Origin of the sequence: uncultured Shewanella sp. (genome assembly GCF_947501665.1) — a bacterium.
GTDB lineage: Bacteria > Pseudomonadota > Gammaproteobacteria > Enterobacterales > Shewanellaceae > Shewanella.
Genome location: NZ_CANMWS010000014.1, coordinates 39,522 through 57,145 on the forward strand (window position 1 = coordinate 39,522; position 17,624 = coordinate 57,145).

19 protein-coding genes are annotated in these 17,624 nt (G+C 39.3%); 11 read left to right on the top strand and 8 right to left on the bottom strand.

All coding sequences use genetic code 11. The features are described 5' to 3' along the window. Positions 1 to 12: 12 nt before the first annotated feature. The gene (gene glnG, locus Q0976_RS12115; RefSeq protein WP_299494194.1) at positions 13 to 1,425 is read left to right on the top strand and encodes a nitrogen regulation protein NR(I); all 1,413 of its coding nucleotides are present in this window, start codon (positions 13 to 15) and stop codon (positions 1,423 to 1,425) included. A 78-nt stretch (positions 1,426 to 1,503) separates the two neighbouring features. Here glnG and Q0976_RS12120 read toward each other — a convergent pair whose 3' ends face one another. The 4 genes from Q0976_RS12120 to Q0976_RS12135 form a co-directional block, all read right to left on the bottom strand. Next, positions 1,504 to 2,082: a porin family protein gene (locus Q0976_RS12120; protein ID WP_299494098.1), complete on the bottom strand. Its 579-nt coding sequence runs from the start codon at positions 2,080 to 2,082 to the stop codon at positions 1,504 to 1,506. A gap of 219 nt (positions 2,083 to 2,301) precedes the next feature. Next, on the bottom strand, positions 2,302 to 2,874 hold the full coding sequence (locus tag Q0976_RS12125) for a porin family protein (RefSeq protein ID WP_299494099.1): 573 nt from the start codon (positions 2,872 to 2,874) through the stop codon (positions 2,302 to 2,304). A 253-nt stretch (positions 2,875 to 3,127) separates the two neighbouring features. Beyond that, on the bottom strand, positions 3,128 to 3,769 hold the full coding sequence (locus Q0976_RS12130; protein ID WP_299494100.1) for a porin family protein: 642 nt from the start codon (positions 3,767 to 3,769) through the stop codon (positions 3,128 to 3,130). Between the two features lie 412 nt (positions 3,770 to 4,181). Continuing rightward, positions 4,182 to 4,676, bottom strand: a complete 495-nt coding sequence (locus Q0976_RS12135) for a Spy/CpxP family protein refolding chaperone (protein ID WP_299494101.1) — start codon at positions 4,674 to 4,676, stop codon at positions 4,182 to 4,184. A gap of 283 nt (positions 4,677 to 4,959) precedes the next feature. Between Q0976_RS12135 and Q0976_RS12140 the strand changes: the two genes are divergently transcribed. The 4 genes from Q0976_RS12140 (at position 4,960) to Q0976_RS12155 (ending at position 9,165) form a co-directional block, all read left to right on the top strand. Next, a complete protein-coding gene (locus Q0976_RS12140; protein ID WP_299494102.1) occupies positions 4,960 to 5,643 on the top strand; it encodes a response regulator in 684 nt (227 codons plus the stop codon). After that, a complete protein-coding gene (locus Q0976_RS12145) occupies positions 5,643 to 7,031 on the top strand; it encodes an ATP-binding protein (RefSeq protein WP_299494103.1) in 1,389 nt (462 codons plus the stop codon). Before Q0976_RS12140 ends, Q0976_RS12145 begins: the two co-directional genes overlap by 1 nt. A gap of 66 nt (positions 7,032 to 7,097) precedes the next feature. Then, entirely contained in the window at positions 7,098 to 7,559 is a 462-nt protein-coding gene (gene trmL, locus Q0976_RS12150) for a tRNA (uridine(34)/cytosine(34)/5-carboxymethylaminomethyluridine(34)-2'-O)-methyltransferase TrmL (RefSeq protein WP_299494104.1), read from the top strand. A gap of 388 nt (positions 7,560 to 7,947) precedes the next feature. Further along, complete coding sequence (locus tag Q0976_RS12155) at positions 7,948 to 9,165, top strand: dicarboxylate/amino acid:cation symporter (RefSeq protein WP_299494105.1); 1,218 nt, start codon at positions 7,948 to 7,950, stop codon at positions 9,163 to 9,165. 52 nt (positions 9,166 to 9,217) lie between these two features. On the opposite strand, the gene nrfF is transcribed toward Q0976_RS12155, so the two are convergent. The 3 genes from nrfF to Q0976_RS12170 are packed head-to-tail and all read right to left on the bottom strand — an operon-like array spanning position 9,218 to position 12,262. Next, the gene (nrfF, locus tag Q0976_RS12160) at positions 9,218 to 9,715 is read right to left on the bottom strand and encodes a heme lyase NrfEFG subunit NrfF (protein ID WP_299494106.1); all 498 of its coding nucleotides are present in this window, start codon (positions 9,713 to 9,715) and stop codon (positions 9,218 to 9,220) included. Beyond that, positions 9,712 to 10,266, bottom strand: a complete 555-nt coding sequence (locus Q0976_RS12165) for a DsbE family thiol:disulfide interchange protein (protein ID WP_299494107.1) — start codon at positions 10,264 to 10,266, stop codon at positions 9,712 to 9,714. Before Q0976_RS12165 ends, nrfF begins: the two co-directional genes overlap by 4 nt. 13 nt (positions 10,267 to 10,279) lie before the next feature. Continuing rightward, complete coding sequence (locus Q0976_RS12170) at positions 10,280 to 12,262, bottom strand: heme lyase CcmF/NrfE family subunit (RefSeq protein ID WP_299494108.1); 1,983 nt, start codon at positions 12,260 to 12,262, stop codon at positions 10,280 to 10,282. A gap of 427 nt (positions 12,263 to 12,689) precedes the next feature. Between Q0976_RS12170 and ccmI the strand changes: the two genes are divergently transcribed. After that, positions 12,690 to 13,910 (top strand): c-type cytochrome biogenesis protein CcmI, encoded by a 1,221-nt coding sequence (gene ccmI, locus Q0976_RS12175; RefSeq protein ID WP_299494109.1) that lies wholly within the window; start codon positions 12,690 to 12,692, stop codon positions 13,908 to 13,910. Positions 13,911 to 13,971: 61 nt separating this feature from the next. On the opposite strand, the gene Q0976_RS12180 is transcribed toward ccmI, so the two are convergent. Further along, positions 13,972 to 14,271 carry a c-type cytochrome gene (locus Q0976_RS12180; protein WP_299494110.1) on the bottom strand — a complete coding sequence of 100 codons (300 nt, stop codon included), beginning with the start codon at positions 14,269 to 14,271 and terminating at the stop codon, positions 13,972 to 13,974. 514 nt (positions 14,272 to 14,785) lie between these two features. Between Q0976_RS12180 and ccmA the strand changes: the two genes are divergently transcribed. The 5 genes from ccmA to ccmE are packed head-to-tail and all read left to right on the top strand — an operon-like array spanning position 14,786 to position 17,561. Continuing rightward, positions 14,786 to 15,436, top strand: a complete 651-nt coding sequence (ccmA, locus tag Q0976_RS12185) for a cytochrome c biogenesis heme-transporting ATPase CcmA (RefSeq protein WP_299494111.1) — start codon at positions 14,786 to 14,788, stop codon at positions 15,434 to 15,436. An 8-nt stretch (positions 15,437 to 15,444) separates the two neighbouring features. Beyond that, positions 15,445 to 16,131 (top strand): heme exporter protein CcmB, encoded by a 687-nt coding sequence (ccmB, locus tag Q0976_RS12190; RefSeq protein ID WP_299494112.1) that lies wholly within the window; start codon positions 15,445 to 15,447, stop codon positions 16,129 to 16,131. 1 nt (position 16,132) lies between these two features. Further along, positions 16,133 to 16,879 carry a heme ABC transporter permease gene (locus Q0976_RS12195; protein WP_299494113.1) on the top strand — a complete coding sequence of 249 codons (747 nt, stop codon included), beginning with the start codon at positions 16,133 to 16,135 and terminating at the stop codon, positions 16,877 to 16,879. Then, complete coding sequence (gene ccmD / locus Q0976_RS12200) at positions 16,879 to 17,079, top strand: heme exporter protein CcmD (protein WP_299494114.1); 201 nt, start codon at positions 16,879 to 16,881, stop codon at positions 17,077 to 17,079. The genes Q0976_RS12195 and ccmD overlap by 1 nt, the downstream gene beginning before the upstream one ends. Next, on the top strand, positions 17,076 to 17,561 hold the full coding sequence (ccmE, locus tag Q0976_RS12205; RefSeq protein ID WP_299494115.1) for a cytochrome c maturation protein CcmE: 486 nt from the start codon (positions 17,076 to 17,078) through the stop codon (positions 17,559 to 17,561). Before ccmD ends, ccmE begins: the two co-directional genes overlap by 4 nt. Positions 17,562 to 17,624: the final 63 nt, after the last annotated feature.

The following is a 17,624-nucleotide window of genomic DNA, read 5'->3' on the forward strand; positions in this document are numbered from 1 at the left end:
TTAGATTAAGGCATTGATATGAAAGAACAAGTTTGGATATTAGACGACGACAACTCCATACGTTGGGTACTTGAACGTGCAATACAAAGTATACCGCTGACTTGTGCCAGTTTTGCTGCAGCAGAGTCTTTATGGCAAGCCCTTGAAATGAACCAGCCGCAGGTTATCGTGTCCGATATTCGCATGCCAGGCACTGATGGCTTAACCTTACTTGAAAGGCTCAAAAGTCATTATCCCCATATTCCAGTCATCATTATGACCGCCCATTCTGATTTAGATAGCGCGGTAAGTGCATATCAAGCTGGCGCATTTGAGTACCTTCCAAAACCCTTTGATATTGACGAAGCAACCGCATTAATTGAACGTGCTCTCAGTCACGCTAATGAACAAGATCACAATAAAGAACAACAAGAATCCATTATTAAGACCCCTGAGATTATTGGCGAAGCGCCCGCAATGCAAGAAGTCTATCGTGCCATTGGCCGGTTATCTCGCTCCTCTATTAGTGTGCTTATTAATGGTCAATCTGGTACGGGAAAAGAGCTCATAGCCAGTGCATTACATAAACATAGCCCTAGAAAACAACAACCTTTTATAGCCATTAATATGGCCGCAATCCCAAAAGACTTAATAGAATCTGAACTATTTGGCCATGAAAAAGGGGCATTTACAGGCGCACAAGGGATCCGCCAAGGCCGCTTTGAACAAGCCAATCATGGTACGCTCTTTCTTGATGAAATTGGTGATATGCCAATAGATGTTCAGACCCGTCTGTTGCGAGTACTCGCAGATGGTCAATTTTACCGAGTTGGCGGTCATGATCCTGTTAAAGTGGATGTGCGGATTATTGCTGCAACCCATCAAAATTTAGATCAAAGAGTCGCAAATGGTGATTTTCGAGAAGATCTCTTTCATCGATTAAACGTCATTCGCATTCATCTACCCACATTGTCTCATCGCCGAGAAGACATTCCACAACTCGCCCATCATTTTCTGCATGCTGCCGCAAAAGAAATGGGAGTCGATACAAAAATATTAACGGAAGAAGCAGCCACAAAACTAGCCCAACTCCCTTGGCCGGGAAACGTAAGACAATTGGAGAATACCTGTCGCTGGCTTACCGTCATGGGATCTGGACAAGAAATTTTACCCCAAGATCTTCCACCTGAGTTATTAGCCGATCCAATAGAACATTCTACCGACAATAAAGTGCATGACTGGGAGCAAGCCTTAACACAACTTATTGATGATCGCTTAAGTCATGGCGACAGTGATTTACTCACCCAAATACAGCCCACCTTTGAACGTATTTTACTGACGACAGCCTTAAAGCATACCAACGGACATAAACAAGAAGCCGCAAAGCGGTTAGGATGGGGCCGTAATACATTAACCAGAAAATTAAAAGAATTAGCAATAGAATAAACACTAGAATATTTAGTCATGCAAATATAAAGGGATCAACAAGGTCCCTTTATTTTAATAAACTCAATAATGAACAACCTAGAACTGGTAATGTAAGCCCAGACTAAATTGTGATAAATCAGTCCCGATATCATCATAATAATACGTGTCATGATCAAATTCGAGATCGCCAGACGTTTTCTCATAAGCCAAACGTAAGACAAGATTATCAGACACAGCAGCATTCACTCCAGCACCGATAACATAACCCACTCCACTTAAATCATTTGAATAAGTGCCATAATAACCATCAACTTCATTTGAAATCACAATATATGCAAGGCCTGCTTTAACATAGGCAGAAAAAATATCATTAAATGCTAAGGTTAATTTAGGCGCAATAGAAAAAGCCGATGCATGACTCTCCAATTCACTGTAATCACTGTAATCACCAGTACCAAAAAGATGGGCTTCTACGCCAAACCAATCATTAAAGTGATAACCACCATAGACACCAAAACTATACGCTGACTCATCACTGGCTCCCGAATCCACACTTAATTCAGTAGAACCAATATCCCCACCAACATAAAAGCCCATTCTATCTGTTTCTGCAGAAACAGATGCTGAACCTAAAAACCCCGTTAACAATAAAGCTGAAATACTACTTCTTTTCATTACAACCACTTAAAACACCAAAAAACATTATCATAACACTAATACTTTATCTGCCCCCTCCATATTGATAAAATGTTACATTTACTATAAAAAAAGTGAATTTACCTAAAAAACAACCAATAATAGTACATTAAACCATACTGTTTAATTTCCCCATCCCCATTAAACAAGAAGCTTGAAGATTTCTTTAAATCTCAAATAAACAATCATTCAAAACTCTTAAAATAAGTAATGTACACCTAAGCTAAATTGAGAAAGATTCGTTCGATAGTTGTTATCATAGTAATAGTCGTTATTGTCAAAATCTAAATCACCTGAGGTAAACTCGTAAGCCAAACGGATCACAATATGATCAGATACCGCCGCGTCCACTCCGGCGCCCAAAACATAACCGACTCCCGTTAAATCATTATTATAAGTTCCCCAGTAGGTCGTATCTCTCTCGAAACTAATATCGATAAACGAAATTCCACCTTTGAGATAACCGGAAAACATATCATTAAAATTAAGCGTAAAAGTGGGCGTAATAGTCAATACTCCCGCATTAACATCTTCACCACTCACATCACTGTAGTCAGTGGTACCATAAATATGACCTTCAATACCAAACCAGTCATTAAAGTTATAGCCGCCATAAGCACCAAAACTCATAGCAGAATCACTACCACTGAAGTCATCAAAGCTTAATCGTGTCGTCCCAATATCTCCTCCGACATAAAAACCAGGATATTGAGGCTTAGCCATCGCAAACAAAGGTAATATACAGAGACTCACTAACAATATTTTTTTCATCACAATTCCTTATGTTATAAATGAAGCGCCCTCAAGAGACAATAGGTTAAACTTGAAAAAATGTCGACTTTTAATGTTAATTCAATACTAAAATAAAAATGAAAACAGCTAATAATAAAGTCGGCAACCTTTTTAATTATAAAGAACATAAAAAAGCCGAAGAAAATATCTCGTTTCTTCGGCTTAATATTTCACTAAAAATAACATTCTATTACTAAGACACTCTGTCTCAATAATATCAAACGATGTTATTCTAGAATTGGTAGTGCAGACCTAAACTAAATTGAGATAACTTGGTATCATCAATTTTTGTTGCATCTAAAGCTTTAGCTGCCCAATCGTTCGATTCTAAATCAGCTTCCATAAATTCATAACCTAAACGCACCACTAGATGCGGCGTAATAGCAGCGTTCAAACCGGCACCCAATACATAACCCCAACCATCATGGTCAGCACTAGCACTGCTATAAAAACCGTTAGACGTTCCACCGATCTCAGAACTAACCTTCATATACGTAATACCAGCTTTAGCGTATGCAGAGAAGGTTTCATTGATATGCCAAGTCACTTTGGGTGCGATAGTCAATCCTGAGGCTGATAGTTCAGCTTTCGTGATGGTAGCTGTATAACCATTTAAGGTTACACTTTGTCCCTCAAGACCAGTATCATAATCGCCCGTCCCAAAAACATGACCTTCAACTGCAAACCACTCATTAAAGTTATAACCACCATAAACACCAATGCTAGCAGCGGATTCACTTTCACCGTTAATTTTTAATTGAGTGGAACCAATATCCCCACCCACATAAAAACCAGCATCACTGGTTTCAGCCATAACGGTATGGGTACAACCTAAGGTTAATAATAGTGCCGCTGCACTAGAAAATGCTTTCATTGCTAATCCTAAAAAATAAATGACTTAAATTCAAAGGCCGCGGAGATTAGCATTGAAAAAATGAAATAAATAGACTTTCTCGACTAAAGTTCTAGTCTGTAATTAATAGATTAAAAAATAAAATTAATTCAAAATTAAAACACAAAGTAAAAACAATTTATTGTAATATCATGATTTTTAATCATAAAAATAAAAGCTGAATACCGGATTAATAAAGTTACAATTAACAATATAAATATAACATTAATAATTTTAAACTTTAAAAACATATAGATATTTATTATTTATCCATACAATAAAAAAATACACAACATGAACTTTAATTTACACAAAAATGAATCAGTGAAAAGGGTAAGAAACCCTATTCACTGATAAAATGAATAGGGTTTCGAAAGTACACTCCCAATAAATGTTAGCGAGTCGGTTGATGAGGCACTTTATTCATTTTATGTGGCTTATCAAAATTTTCTTTGAATTTTACTTGCTGCTCTGGTGTCAAAATTTGATACACCTCATTTTGTAATCTCAACATATTCACTACGCCCATTTCACGCTTAGCTTGCTGTGACGCAATAATTTGCTTTGCTTTAGCCTCATCAAAGGTGGGGGCAGAAATCAGTGAATAAATCTGTGACTTCATTGCTTGACGCTCTTCATCAGAAGGACGACTTTCCTTTTTAGCGGCTTTACTTGACTGAACGAGACTCTTTACTTGCGCTTTTTGAGCATCGGTTAAATCTAAATTGTGCAGCATGCTCTTTAATTTACGATCAGGACCGTGATCGCCTTTCATCCGCTTTTGCTCAGTTGCTGTATTGCTACCATCTTCCGCATTGACTACACTGGAGAGCAGAGAAGTAGTTGTTAAAATCGCGAGTAGACCTGCTTTTAATGTCTTTGACTTCATGTTTATAGCCTCTTTAAGTTTGCGTTGCTTTAAATCACTAACAATCGAGCTGTATTTATCTGCTAATCAGTATAGTCAACGCATTTGTCAATGTGGTAATAAGCGAGGTAAAAGACTGTAAACAGGCCTATTGAATTGCTATTTTTTATATATGTAAGTCATATTGTTTTCATTATTTACATATACTTACACAAGAAAACCACAATTGACACCAAACAAAGTATACTGAATCACATCTCCGTCCACTTAGTTACTTGGGCAGTGTCAATATTAAGGGAGACGTATGAACCGTATATTATTGATTGATGATGATTTAGGTCTATCTGAATTACTCGCACAACTCTTAGAGTTAGAAGGTTTTCAGCTCACTTTAGCCCACAATGGGCAAGTCGGATTAGATCTAGCCATTGAACAAGATTTTGACCTTATCCTCTTAGATGTCATGCTACCAAAGCTCAATGGTTTTGAAGTATTAAGAGCATTACGTCAAAAAAAACAAACCCCCGTACTCATGTTAACTGCAAGAGGTGATGAAATTGATCGCGTAGTTGGCTTAGAAATTGGCGCCGACGATTATTTACCTAAACCCTTTAACGACCGAGAATTAGTCGCTCGTATTCGTGCGATTATTAGGCGTACACATTCTCTTCCTCAAGATAATCCAAAAAGCATTCAAGAATTTGGTGACTTACAGCTCGATCCCGCTAGACAGGAGGTATATTGTCAAGATGTGCTGATCTTACTTACTGGAACAGAATTCAGTTTACTTTATGAGTTAGTTCAACATTCCGGTGAACTTGTCAGCAAAGAAACCTTAAGCGAGAGTGTACTCGGTAAGAAACTGATGCCCTTTGATAGAAGTCTTGATATGCATTTATCCAATTTGCGTAAAAAAATGCCTGAACGTAAAGATGCAAGGCCAAGAGTAAAAACAATTCGTGGTAAAGGTTATATTTGGCTCCCCTAATGAAGACAATCCCTAATAGTTTATTTGTCAAACTGTTACTGAGCTTCTGGATCTGCAGCTCTCTTATTATAGCCACAGTTGGGATCTTACCTTTACTGCAACAAAAGCACGATACTGGTGTGCCGATCCCTCCACCGTTACATCATATGTTAGTAACAGTTGCTAATCGGATTATTGATAATCCTGAATTATTAAACTCACAACAAGCTTGGAAAAGGGTTAATCGTTTTCGCGATCCTGAAGGTAAACCTGTTCGTTTATTTATCGTAAACGAGCACGGAAAACTACTCAATAATGCTAAGAACTCAAAAATGTTAAGACGCTTTGTCTTAATGGCTGATAGCTCAGATCGCCCAATTAAATACCAATTTAGGGATCAACTCATGTTTGGGCCTTACCAGTTCTACGTTGCTGGAGAGCAATATTCTCTGTACGGTCATGCTCCAGATCATAGACCGCGGCCTTGGTTTTTCTTTTTTACCGACAATAAAATGCTAACCCTCAGCCTTGCCATTTTCCTATCAGGCCTATTATGTGGCTTATTGGCATGGCACTTAGGCAAACCTTTACGCTCATTAAAATCCAGTGCAGATGCACTCGCCAATGGCGATTTAAGTAGTCGAGTCAATGTCAAAACAACCCTACGCCAAGATGAGTTTGGTCAATTAGCTAAAGCCTTTAATGGAATGGCTGATGCTGTTGAAGACATGATAAACACACAACAAAGACTGATTAGTGATATTTCACATGAATTACGCACCCCTCTGACTCGACTACAGTTATCTCTTGCATTGAATCGTAAAAAAGGCCAAGAAACACAAGAAATGATCCGTATTGCTTATGAAGCTGAGCAATTAGAAAAAATGATTGCAGAATTATTGGAACTCTCTCGTGTTAAACTCAATACACAAGAGAACAAAGTCTCCTTAGAACTGGCCGAAACACTCAGTCAAGTGCTAGATGATGCAGACTTTGAGGCAGGGCAACAACATAAAAAACTCAATATTGAAATACCGGAGTCAATTCGCTTTCCCCTGCATCCTAAACCTTTATCACGTGCGGTTGAAAACTTATTGCGTAACGCAATTCGGTATGCACAAAACAGTATCACGATTTGTGCAAAACAGTATAGTCATTCTATTGATATTGAAATTTTCGATGATGGACCCGGTATTGCTAATGAAAATGATCTTGACGCTATTTTTAAACCCTTTTACCGTCCTCAATCCGCTAGAGAAAGAGAAACCGGTGGTTGGGGCCTCGGACTCGCGATTGCTGATGCAGGCATAAAAGCACATGATGGCCATATTAAAGCTGAAAACATTAAACCCCACGGTTTGAAAGTCACTATCTCTTTGCCTATAAAGACTTCATCCTCACCAACATGATCAAACGTTTAAAATCAAATACACTATTGCTATAATGGCGTTTCAATTTTTATGAGTTAAGTTGTCATGTTCCATATTGCGCTATACGAACCAGAAATCGCTCCTAACACTGGAAACATCATTCGCTTAATCGCTAACAATGGTTGCCAGCTACACTTAATTGAGCCATTAGGCTTTGATTTAGAAGAAAAAAAACTTAGGCGAGCAGGGCTAGATTACAGCGACTTGGCCAATATCACACGTCATGCCGATTTCGATACTTTTTTAAGTGCGATGACAGGTAAACGCATCATGGCCTGCACCACAAAGGGGAGTCGTCCACACTCAGAGATCCAGTTTAAAAAAGATGATGTCTTGCTCTTTGGCCCAGAAACTCGAGGATTGCCTATAGAAATTATTAATGCGACCCCTTTAGAACAGCGTCTTAGGATCCCCATGATGTCAAGCAGTCGAAGCCTAAACCTTTCTAATTCAGTCGCTATTATTAGCTACGAAGCATGGCGACAATTAGACTATGCAGGCGTATAAAACGTCATAAATCTACTGAAACAAAATTAACCTGATAATTTTAAATGAGTTAATTGGGTTATTTGACACTCAACATATCTATTTCAGGTTAAGGAGTGTGTCGTTGGCTCAATACAACGGCATACTCCTTCGTTTTACATCATATTTTTTGTTGTACACCTTAGCAACTTCAGCTTTTCTCTCAGATTTCAAACATACAACCTCTACCGCTAAAAATAGACACAAGTTGATTTTAAATAAAAACATTAATTATCAGATGATTGTCCGTACTCTCTGAACTAAATTATTTTATAAAAGCAACATCCAATAACTTTACATATAAATCACTATTCATCCGCTGCAAATACTGGCAACGTTAAATCAAACAAATAATAAAGTGGAGTCTGATATGCAAATGTGGTTAAAAATATTATTTAGTGTTTTTCTTGGTGCCGTCGCTGGATATCTAATTGGCCCTCCCATTGAAGTCATAAAGCCTATTGGCGATATTTTCCTTAACTTAATCAGAATGCTGGTCATTCCTTTAGTCTTTAGCTGCATTATTACCGCAATTACTGCTAACAAAGATTTATCCAACCTGACTCATCTGGGCTTGCGATCTGTTTCTCTTTATATGTTAACGACATTAATGGCCGCTGTTGTCGGGCTGACATTTGCCTTAAGCTTTCATGTCGGTGATTTAGGTAATAGTTTGCCCCTCATTAATGTCACGAATAACGATACCATTGCCCCTCCCTCTATTATCAATATGTTAGTTGATATCTTTCCCACAAACCCTATTGCAAGCATGGCTGAAGGCAACATGATCCAAACCATTGTGTTTGCCATTTTTATTGGCGTCGCCATTAACTTAAATGGAAAAAAAGGTGAGACATTTCAAAGGGTCATTGATTCAATGGGCCATATCATGCTAACCCTAATGCAATTAATCATTAAAGTAGCACCTTTAGGTATTTTCGCAATTATAGCCGTGATCGCGGGTACTCAAGGCGTCAATGTACTCACACCACTCATCAAACTGCTCTTACTCGTTTACGTGGCTTGCCTAACACAAATTTATGGTGTGTATACCCTATTGCTTACTTTATTCGCTAAAGTATCCCCACTGCCTTTTTTCAAAAAAATTATTAGCGCCCAACTTATGGCTTTCTCTTCAAGTAGTAGCGTTGCCACTTTACCCATGACACTCGATGTCGCCAAAGAGCAATTAGGTATCTCTAAAGAAACAGCCCATTTCGTCTTACCATTAGGCATGACCATTAATATGGACGGTTCATCATTAAACTATGTTTTAAGTAGTATCTTTATAGCCAACATTGCGGGTATAGATCTATCCACTCCCCAATATTTATTAATCATCTTCGTCTCTATTATCACTTCAATTGGTGCTGCAGGCGTCCCCGCTGTAGCCATGTCGGGGCTCTTTGTTGTTGTGGCTACTTGTGGATTACCAGTTGAAGGAATAGCCATCGTATTAGCCATTGATAGATTGATGGATATGGTACGAACAGCAACCAGTGTCACGGGGGATTTAGCAGTAGCGACTACAGTCGACAGCTTAAACAAAACACTTGATAAATCATATTACTACAGTAAAAATACCTAAGGTTCTAATCTATTCTTAAAAAAAGAGACTGTTCAATACAGTCTCTTTTTCTTTACTGCTTGTTTTTTTTAAGCAGAGCTTCAAGCTCTCTATGCTCATCTTCACTCATTGCTTGCACACTATTCACTCTAGTACTGTGCCGACGAATAAAAATAAACCCTATCAACAAAGCCATCAAGAGTAATAAAGACGGGCCTAACCAAAGTAAATAGGTTTTGGGCTCCATCTTAGGCTTATAAAGGACAAATTCACCATAACGACTGGTCATAAAGTCAATAATGTCTCGATCGCTCTTACCAGCGTCCACCATTTTAAAAACCACTAAACGTAAATCTTGAGCGACAGGAGAATTTGAATCGATCAAATTTTGATTTTGACACTGAGGGCAACGCAACTCATTAGCAATGGACAGCGCCCTAACTTGATTAACCTCTGATTTAAATTGATAAGTATCCACAGGCGTTGCCTGCACTGATAAACTTATACTCAAAAACAGCATCGCAACCAAACCAACAAACATCGCCAAGCGCAGACCGTTAAGCGTCTTCATAGTCGTTCAGCTCCTTTGGCTTCAGCTTGTAGCTGTTTAACCATAGGCAATAATGTCTCTGTCCACACTTGATTATCAATCGGACCTGCAAAACGAAAACGAATAATGCCTTTATGATCCACCAAAAAACTCTCCGGCGCACCATAAACCCCCAAATCTAAACCTAAACGTCCTTTATCATCAAACATATTCAGCACATAAGGATTGCCATCATCTTTTAATAACTTGATTGCAGCCTCTCGATCGTCGCGGTAATTAATCCCATAAATAGGCAAAATATCTTGCTGCGCCAAGCGCATCAAAAAAGGATGTTCATACATACAAGATGGGCACCACGTCCCCCAAACATTAAGTAAAGAAACTTGACCATTAATCGTCTCATTAGTAATCAGAGTCTCAGGGTTATCTAAGTCCTGTAATTGAAAGTGAGGCACAGGTTTACCTTCAAGCACTGATTCTAGTTTCTGTGGATTTAAAAACAAACCACGATATAAAAGTATGCCCATCACTAAAAATACGGCTAATGGAATAAACAATATTAATTTTTTCATCTTTCCTCGCCTATTATACTGTCACAGGTTTGTTGTTAATTGACGGAATTTTATTAACTTGAGCCGCTGTTTTACGTTGACGATACCGTTTGTCCATCGCCGCTAACAAACCACCAAACATCATAAAAATTGCCCCAAACCATAACCAACGCACAAAGGGTTTATAGTTTAAGCGAACAGCAAACTCAGTGCTATTTATCGGATCGCCCATAGTAATATAAAGATCTCTAAACACTCCCCAATCAATACCCGCCTCTGTCATGCTCATCACTTGCACCGTATACTGGCGTCTATCGGGCTGCAATAATGCAACAAACTCACCATTTTTCGATACTTGAATTTGCCCCTCTTGCGCCATATAGTTAGGCCCAGGAACGGGTTTAGTTTCAAGGTAAGCAAACTCATAACCAGCCAGTTCCTTGGTGATTCCAGGTCCCATTCGAACACTCTTTTCTACAGAATAATTCGATACCATAGTCGCACCAACAATCGATACCGCAATACCAAGATGAGCAATCAACATGCCCCATTGACTCCCCGTTAAGCGACTAAGCTGAAGTTGACCTTGAGGGCTTCTCAGTAAATTATACCCCGCTCTCAATGTTGACAGTGTCACCCAAGTCGCAGCAGTAATACCTAACATCACCCAAAGATTAAATTCACTACCGGCAATAAAAGGAACTGCCCCCCCCGTTAATAAAGCTATAGCTGCAGGTAGTAATAATTGCTTTTGTAACTCGCCCGCCTTAGATTTTTTCCAACGGATAATCGGTCCAATCCCCATCACGCCGAAAAGAACCAATACAATAGGCACAAATACCGCATTAAAATAAGGGGGACCAACAGAGATTTTCCCCATTCCCAAACCATCAATAATCAGTGGATATAAGGTTCCCAACAATACTGTTCCGCAGGCGACAGTAAGGATCAAGTTACAGGCTAACAACATGGTTTCTTTTGAATTTAATTCAAACCGTGCGGGACTTTTTAAATTACTTGCTCTAAACGCAAATAACGTTAAGGAACCACCAACGGTGATCCCAAGCAATAGCAAAATAAACATGCCTCTTCCGGGATCAGACGCAAATGAATGGACTGAAGTCAATACGCCAGAACGAACAATAAAGGTGCCTAATAAACTTAACGAAAACGCAAAAATAGACAGTAAAACCGTCCAGTTTCTAAACGTACCACGCTTTTCAGTCACAATTAAAGAGTGCAATAAGGCCGTTCCGATCAACCAAGGCATAAACGAAGCATTTTCAACAGGATCCCAAAACCACCAACCGCCCCAACCTAACTCATAATACGCCCACCAAGAACCGAGAGCGATTCCACCCGTTAGAAATATCCACGCAGCCAGCGTCCAAGGTCGTGTCCAGCGCGCCCAAGCAGAATCGAGTCGCCCACTCATTAAAGCTGCAATAGCAAAAGCAAAGCTCACCGAAAAACCCACATAACCAAGATACAACATCGGAGGGTGAATAATTAAGCCAACATCTTGCAGCATTGGGTTTAAATCGCGCCCTTCCATCGGCATGGGAAATAAACGCTCAAAAGGATTTGAGGTCAATAGCATAAAAAAAGTAAAGCCAGCGATAATGATAGCTAAAATCGCCAGCACTCGAGCAACAAAAGCCGCTTCTAAATTTCGGCTTAACAGTGCCACAGCAGTAGTCCAAACTGATAAAGCAAAGACCCAAAACAGCAGCGATCCTTCGTGCCCTCCCCACACAGCAGCTAACTTAAAGAAAAAAGGCAATAAAGAATTTGAATGATTGGCGACATAAGCAACGGAGAAGTCATCGACAGCAAAGCTATAACCTAATGCCAAAATAGCAAAACCAATGAATGTAAACATGCCATAGGTTAAAGGACGTGCGTAACCGACTAGATATTGATCTTTTCGAGCCACGCCCACTAATGGAACAATCGCCAATAGCAAAGCAAACGCCAAGCCTAAGATCAGCGAAAAATGTCCAAGTTCAGGGATCATGCTGTTACCTCTTTAATATTGGATAGGTTTGGGGCTCAACCAAAGCGTGCCAAACAACATCCGTCATTATCGCTTTCCCACATTATTATCAATATAATGCTCAACAAGTTACATGCTTAAACAACATTTTGTTATAAATTTTACAAACAAAAAAGATCATTCTCTTTTGATTCGTTAATCATTTAGCGTGGGTGTTAATTTGCGCTATTTTAATGTTTGTCAGGCTCTATGTCTGCTTATTTCGCAAAAAACTGCGGGTTTCGTCTCATACCGGCACCCTAATAAGCCTCATTTAAGAGCTAAAATGTGAAGCAAAACTCAAGACTGAGAAATTAAGGTTATATTAGTGTGTAATGAATGTATAATCAGCAATCAACTCAGCGGTAACACCGCCTTTTGATCACCCAATTTTAAGTGAAGTAAAATAATGACCACATTATGGATTTTTTTAGCGTTATTCATATTAGTCAGTATCCTATTGATTTGGTTACCACATTTTCGTCAAGCGGCGTTATTGAAAACAGAAACACACACTGTACGCCAGCAAACGAATCTCAATTTGTTCAATCAAAGGCTACAAACCTTAGAACAAGAACTAAATGATAACTTATTAGATCAAAAGGAATTTGACTCTCTCAAGCAAGAGCTTGAAATCGGATTATTACAAGATATTAAACAAGGTAAAGATGAAGCCTTAATGCCTCATACTAAGGCTAAAGGTGTCTTTTGGCCTAGCTTTATGACACTCATGGTCATTGGAATATCAGGTTATCTTTATTCCTCTATTGGCGCCTATCAAGCACTTGAATGGGCCAATTCGCCTATTAGTCAGAAAAAAGGCCCTTTGACTATGCTAGAGCGCATTGAAATGATGCAAGCACAAGCCAAAGTGCAACCTGATAATAGTCAATTATGGTTCAGCTTAGGCCATGCTTATATGGCGATGAATCAATATAAAGAAGCGATTAATGCTTTTGACAAAGCGATTGATTTAGCAGGTGTTCATGCCGAATTACTCGGCCCTAAAGCCACTGCAATGTATTACGATGCCCAGCAACAACTGACACCTGAAGTACAAGCATTGATTAAACAATCATTAACGCTTAATCCTACCGATCCTGCAACATTATTATTGGTGGGGATGGATGCATTCCTTAATGGCCAATATCAAGCTTCAATCGATGCTTGGCAACTCATCCTAGATAGTAATCAAGATAATATTGATAGAGCTGCTATTAACAACGCAATCGATAATGCCAAAGCCCAACTGAAACCAGAGCCGACTCAGGCTGTTAATGAAGTCAGTTCAAGTCATACTTTGACAATGAATATCAATGTTGACAGTGCATTAAAAGCACATGTTGACGCGAGTGATACCTTGTTTATTTTTGCTCGAACACTTTCAACACCTAAAATCCCACTCGTGGCCACGAAAATATCAGCTAGCCAATTACCGACTCAAGTTGTGCTGACAAACCAAGATAAGCTCAATGAGCGAGCCCTCATTCCCGGCGAGACGGTGGAAGTCATCGCCGTATTGTCAAAACACAATCAAGTTAAACCGCAAAAAGGTGACCTCACAGCTGAGATAATGCATTTACAAGTCGGTCAAAGTGCCACACTTAAATTGAATACACTTATCAGATAACATTTAAACACAAAAAAACCGGCAATTGCCGGTTTTTTAATGTAAAAAAGCAATCAAATTATTATTTTGCCTTAGACATAAATTCAATGGCATTTTTGTAATCTTCATCTGTACAATCCATGCACATTCCACCTGGTGGCATCGCATTCTTACCCGTTTTAACAGTAGAGATTAATGTCTCCATACCTTGAGTTAGACGAGGTTCCCATGCGGCAACATCATTGACTTTTGGTGCGCCAGCAACCCCCATGCTGTGACATACTTGACACGCCTTGTTATACACTTCTTCGCCTGTTTGAGCGAAAACGTTAGCGGACAAGGTTAATGCTGCTACTGCAGTCATAGCTAACCGTTTTTTCATGATTTATGTTCCTAATGCAAATACATACAAAGCCCAACGCCGCTTTTTAATGATTAATCTTAGATCTTTCAATCCAATGAAGCGGACTCTTTTTTAGCGCGACAAGCCTACTACAAAAGGTAACAAATCTCACCTTTTTGTGACCAAAATGCCACCTAGATCTCGATTTTAGTACAAAAATAGCGCTATAATCGCACATTAGATATTGCTAAATAACAGGTATCCACTCTATATAAGCAAGAATATTGTCGAGATAAGAGGATAGATAGCCAACACGGTACCCAGATCAAATATTCGACACACAAAGTTAACCAATACTAAACCCCTTGACCTATTTATGTTAATATCGCTCCCTATTGAACGTACTATCGGTTCAATAGGCTGCAATAATTTAATAAATAAAATTAAATATCGGCATTCGGTCAATAAAAAATCTCATGTTTGGTACTCCACACATGGGTTAATAATATGAAATATAAACAATATTAATGACATCATTGCATTAGGTGATAACGTGGTAGTACCGACAAAAAATAACACACTGCTGAGTGCTACTGATCTCACTTGTATACGTGAAGAACGTATTTTATTTGATGAACTCAGTTTTGATATCAAGTGTGGCGATATTATTCAAATAGAAGGCCCAAATGGTGCAGGTAAAACAAGTCTTTTAAGGATCTTAGCCGGGCTATCACGCCCCTATTCAGGACAAGTCCTTTTTAAACATCAACCCATTATCTCTTGCCGCGATGACTACCACGGTGATTTGCTTTATTTAGGTCACTTGCCCGGCGTAAAAAGTGAGTTAACCGCAAGCGAAAACCTTAATTTCAATTTAACATTAATGGGCTACCAAGATTTCGATTCCAGCGATATTTTAAACAAAGTGGGTCTTTTTGGATTTGAAGACAGTGTAACAGGTCATTTATCTGCGGGACAACATCGCCGCACAGCATTAGGTCGTTTGTGGCATAATGATGCCAGTATTTGGATTTTAGATGAGCCTTTTACCGCCATTGATAAAAACGGCGTAAAGCAATTAGAAAGTTTATTTATTGAACATGCAGACAGGGGGGGCTGCGTGATCTTGACCACTCATCAAGATATGAGCCTTATCAGCCCACAAAGGTTGAAAAAAATTCAACTCGAATATCGTATGCTATGAGAAATGTTATGCAAAAAAACATGAATTATTCCCGTGCATTCCTCTGTGTACTCTTACGTGATTTACAGGTTGCAGTGCGTCATCGCAATGATATCTTCAACCCATTATTATTTTTTATTCTAGTGATCGTGTTATTTCCATTGGCCATTGGCCCAGAGCCAGCAACATTAAGTCGCATTGCCTCAGGAAGCATTTGGGTTGCCGCTTTATTGTCTTCAATGCTATCACTTGAACGACTCTTCAAGGCTGATCATCTCGATGGCAGTCTTGAACAAATGCTATTGAGCCCGCATCCACTGATTTTATTAGTGTTAGCAAAAGTCATTTCACATTGGGTACTTACAGGGATCCCGCTTATCATCATCGCTCCGCTATTGGCTGTACTATTACACCTTGAGTCTCAAAGTTATGGTGCATTATTGATGACTTTAGCCCTTGGCACGCCTATTTTAAGCTTATTAGGCGCAATTGGTGCAGCATTAACAGTAGGACTGCCAAAAGGTGGCGTGCTACTGAGTTTGTTAATTTTGCCTTTATATATTCCCGTTCTTATTTTTTCGACCAGCGCGATTGACGCTGCAAGTATGAATTTAGTTTATACCGGACAACTCGCCATTATCGGCGCAATGCTAATAACATCATTAATTTTGGCCCCTTTTGCCATTGGGGCTTCATTGAGAGTGAGTATTAATTAATATGTGGAAATGGTTACATTCTTATGCTGATCCTCAGAAGGCATACCGTTTATCAAACATCCTATTACCGTGGTTTAGTTATTTAGCCATGCTATTTATTGGTGTGGGTACTCTTTGGGGACTGCTTTTTGCCCCCAGTGATTACCAACAAGGTGATAGCTACCGTATCATCTTCATCCATGTACCCGCAGCCTCAATGTCAATGACAGCCTATGTCGCTATGGCCAGTGCCTCTTTTGTCGGTATTGTATGGCAAATAAAGTCAGCAGATTGGGTGGCAGCTTCCATCGCCCCTGTCGGCGCTGTCATGACCTTTATTGCGCTGATTACTGGTGCCGCTTGGGGAAAGCCTATGTGGGGAACATGGTGGGTCTGGGATGCAAGACTCACCTCTGAACTCATATTACTTTTCTTATATTTAGGGGTTATAGCCCTCTATGCTTCATTTGAAGATAAAGTATTAGCCGCACGAGCCGCTGGCATTTTAGCCATTGTAGGCGTGGTAAACATTCCCATTATTAAATATTCCGTTGAATGGTGGAGCTCTCTTCACCAACCATCGACCATTAAAATTACCGAAGAATCAACAATGTCCAGTGACATGCTCTATCCGCTATTGATCAATATCGGTGGCTTTGGCTTACTCTTAGGCGCAATCACTTTGCTACGTTTTCGCACAGAGGTTCTCACTCGAAACAGCATGCGTTCTTGGGTAAGAGAACTTGCTCAACAAGAGGATAACCAATAATGCAATTTCACAGTATCAGTGATTTTTTAAATATGGGGGGCTATGCATTTTATGTATGGCTATCTTATGGCGTCACCTTCACTTGCTTTGGATTATTAATCTTCACCAGCCGAGCTAAAAAGAAGCAGCTATTTAAAAATATCAATAAAAAAAGACAAAGAGAACAACTATTAAAAGCCAGACGGAGTAATACACAGTGAATTCAAGACGCAAAAAAAGACTCACCTTAGCCATCGCGCTTATTGCTGGCGTTGTGGCTGTGACCTCTTTATTACTGTATGCACTAAACAGTAATATGAATTTATTTTTCACCCCATCAGAAATTTTACACGGCAAACCAGATACAGGCATAAAACCAACAATTGGACAAAGGATCCGTGTTGGTGGAATGGTAACGGTTGGCTCAATGAAAAGAGATCCTGATAGCCTCTACGTTGAATTTGCTATCCATGATGGATCAGGAGAAGAAGTGATTATCACCTATGATGATCTCTTGCCTGATTTATTCAGAGAAGGTCAAGGCATTGTCGCTCAAGGAGTATTGAGCTCTGCAGGCCGTATCGAAGCAACTGAAGTCTTAGCCAAACACGATGAAAATTATATGCCACCAGAAGTGGCTGAAGCCATGGGGAAAAATTATAAAAAACTGGATTACACAGGTAAACAATTAAGCCAGCAATAATGACCCTTGACCACACTCATTAAGATATCAATTTTCAATGAGTGTGGTGGACAAGCGGGTTTA

Excerpts from the sequence above, each read along its gene's own strand:
- Q0976_RS12120 (WP_299494098.1), bottom strand. The coding sequence starts at position 2,082 with ATGAAAAGAAGTAGTATTTCAGCTTTATTGTTAACGGGGTTTTTAGGT.
- Q0976_RS12125 (WP_299494099.1), bottom strand. The coding sequence starts at position 2,874 with ATGAAAAAAATATTGTTAGTGAGTCTCTGTATATTACCTTTGTTTGCG.
- Q0976_RS12130 (WP_299494100.1), bottom strand. The coding sequence starts at position 3,769 with ATGAAAGCATTTTCTAGTGCAGCGGCACTATTATTAACCTTAGGTTGT.
- Q0976_RS12135 (WP_299494101.1), bottom strand. The coding sequence starts at position 4,676 with ATGAAGTCAAAGACATTAAAAGCAGGTCTACTCGCGATTTTAACAACT.
- Q0976_RS12140 (WP_299494102.1), top strand. The coding sequence starts at position 4,960 with ATGAACCGTATATTATTGATTGATGATGATTTAGGTCTATCTGAATTA.
- Q0976_RS12145 (WP_299494103.1), top strand. The coding sequence starts at position 5,643 with ATGAAGACAATCCCTAATAGTTTATTTGTCAAACTGTTACTGAGCTTC.
- trmL (WP_299494104.1), top strand. The coding sequence starts at position 7,098 with ATGTTCCATATTGCGCTATACGAACCAGAAATCGCTCCTAACACTGGA.
- Q0976_RS12155 (WP_299494105.1), top strand. The coding sequence starts at position 7,948 with ATGCAAATGTGGTTAAAAATATTATTTAGTGTTTTTCTTGGTGCCGTC.
- nrfF (WP_299494106.1), bottom strand. The coding sequence starts at position 9,715 with ATGAAGACGCTTAACGGTCTGCGCTTGGCGATGTTTGTTGGTTTGGTT.
- Q0976_RS12165 (WP_299494107.1), bottom strand. The coding sequence starts at position 10,266 with ATGAAAAAATTAATATTGTTTATTCCATTAGCCGTATTTTTAGTGATG.
- Q0976_RS12170 (WP_299494108.1), bottom strand. The coding sequence starts at position 12,262 with ATGATCCCTGAACTTGGACATTTTTCGCTGATCTTAGGCTTGGCGTTT.
- ccmI (WP_299494109.1), top strand. The coding sequence starts at position 12,690 with ATGACCACATTATGGATTTTTTTAGCGTTATTCATATTAGTCAGTATC.
- Q0976_RS12180 (WP_299494110.1), bottom strand. The coding sequence starts at position 14,271 with ATGAAAAAACGGTTAGCTATGACTGCAGTAGCAGCATTAACCTTGTCC.
- ccmB (WP_299494112.1), top strand. The coding sequence starts at position 15,445 with ATGCAAAAAAACATGAATTATTCCCGTGCATTCCTCTGTGTACTCTTA.
- Q0976_RS12195 (WP_299494113.1), top strand. The coding sequence starts at position 16,133 with ATGTGGAAATGGTTACATTCTTATGCTGATCCTCAGAAGGCATACCGT.
- ccmD (WP_299494114.1), top strand. The coding sequence starts at position 16,879 with ATGCAATTTCACAGTATCAGTGATTTTTTAAATATGGGGGGCTATGCA.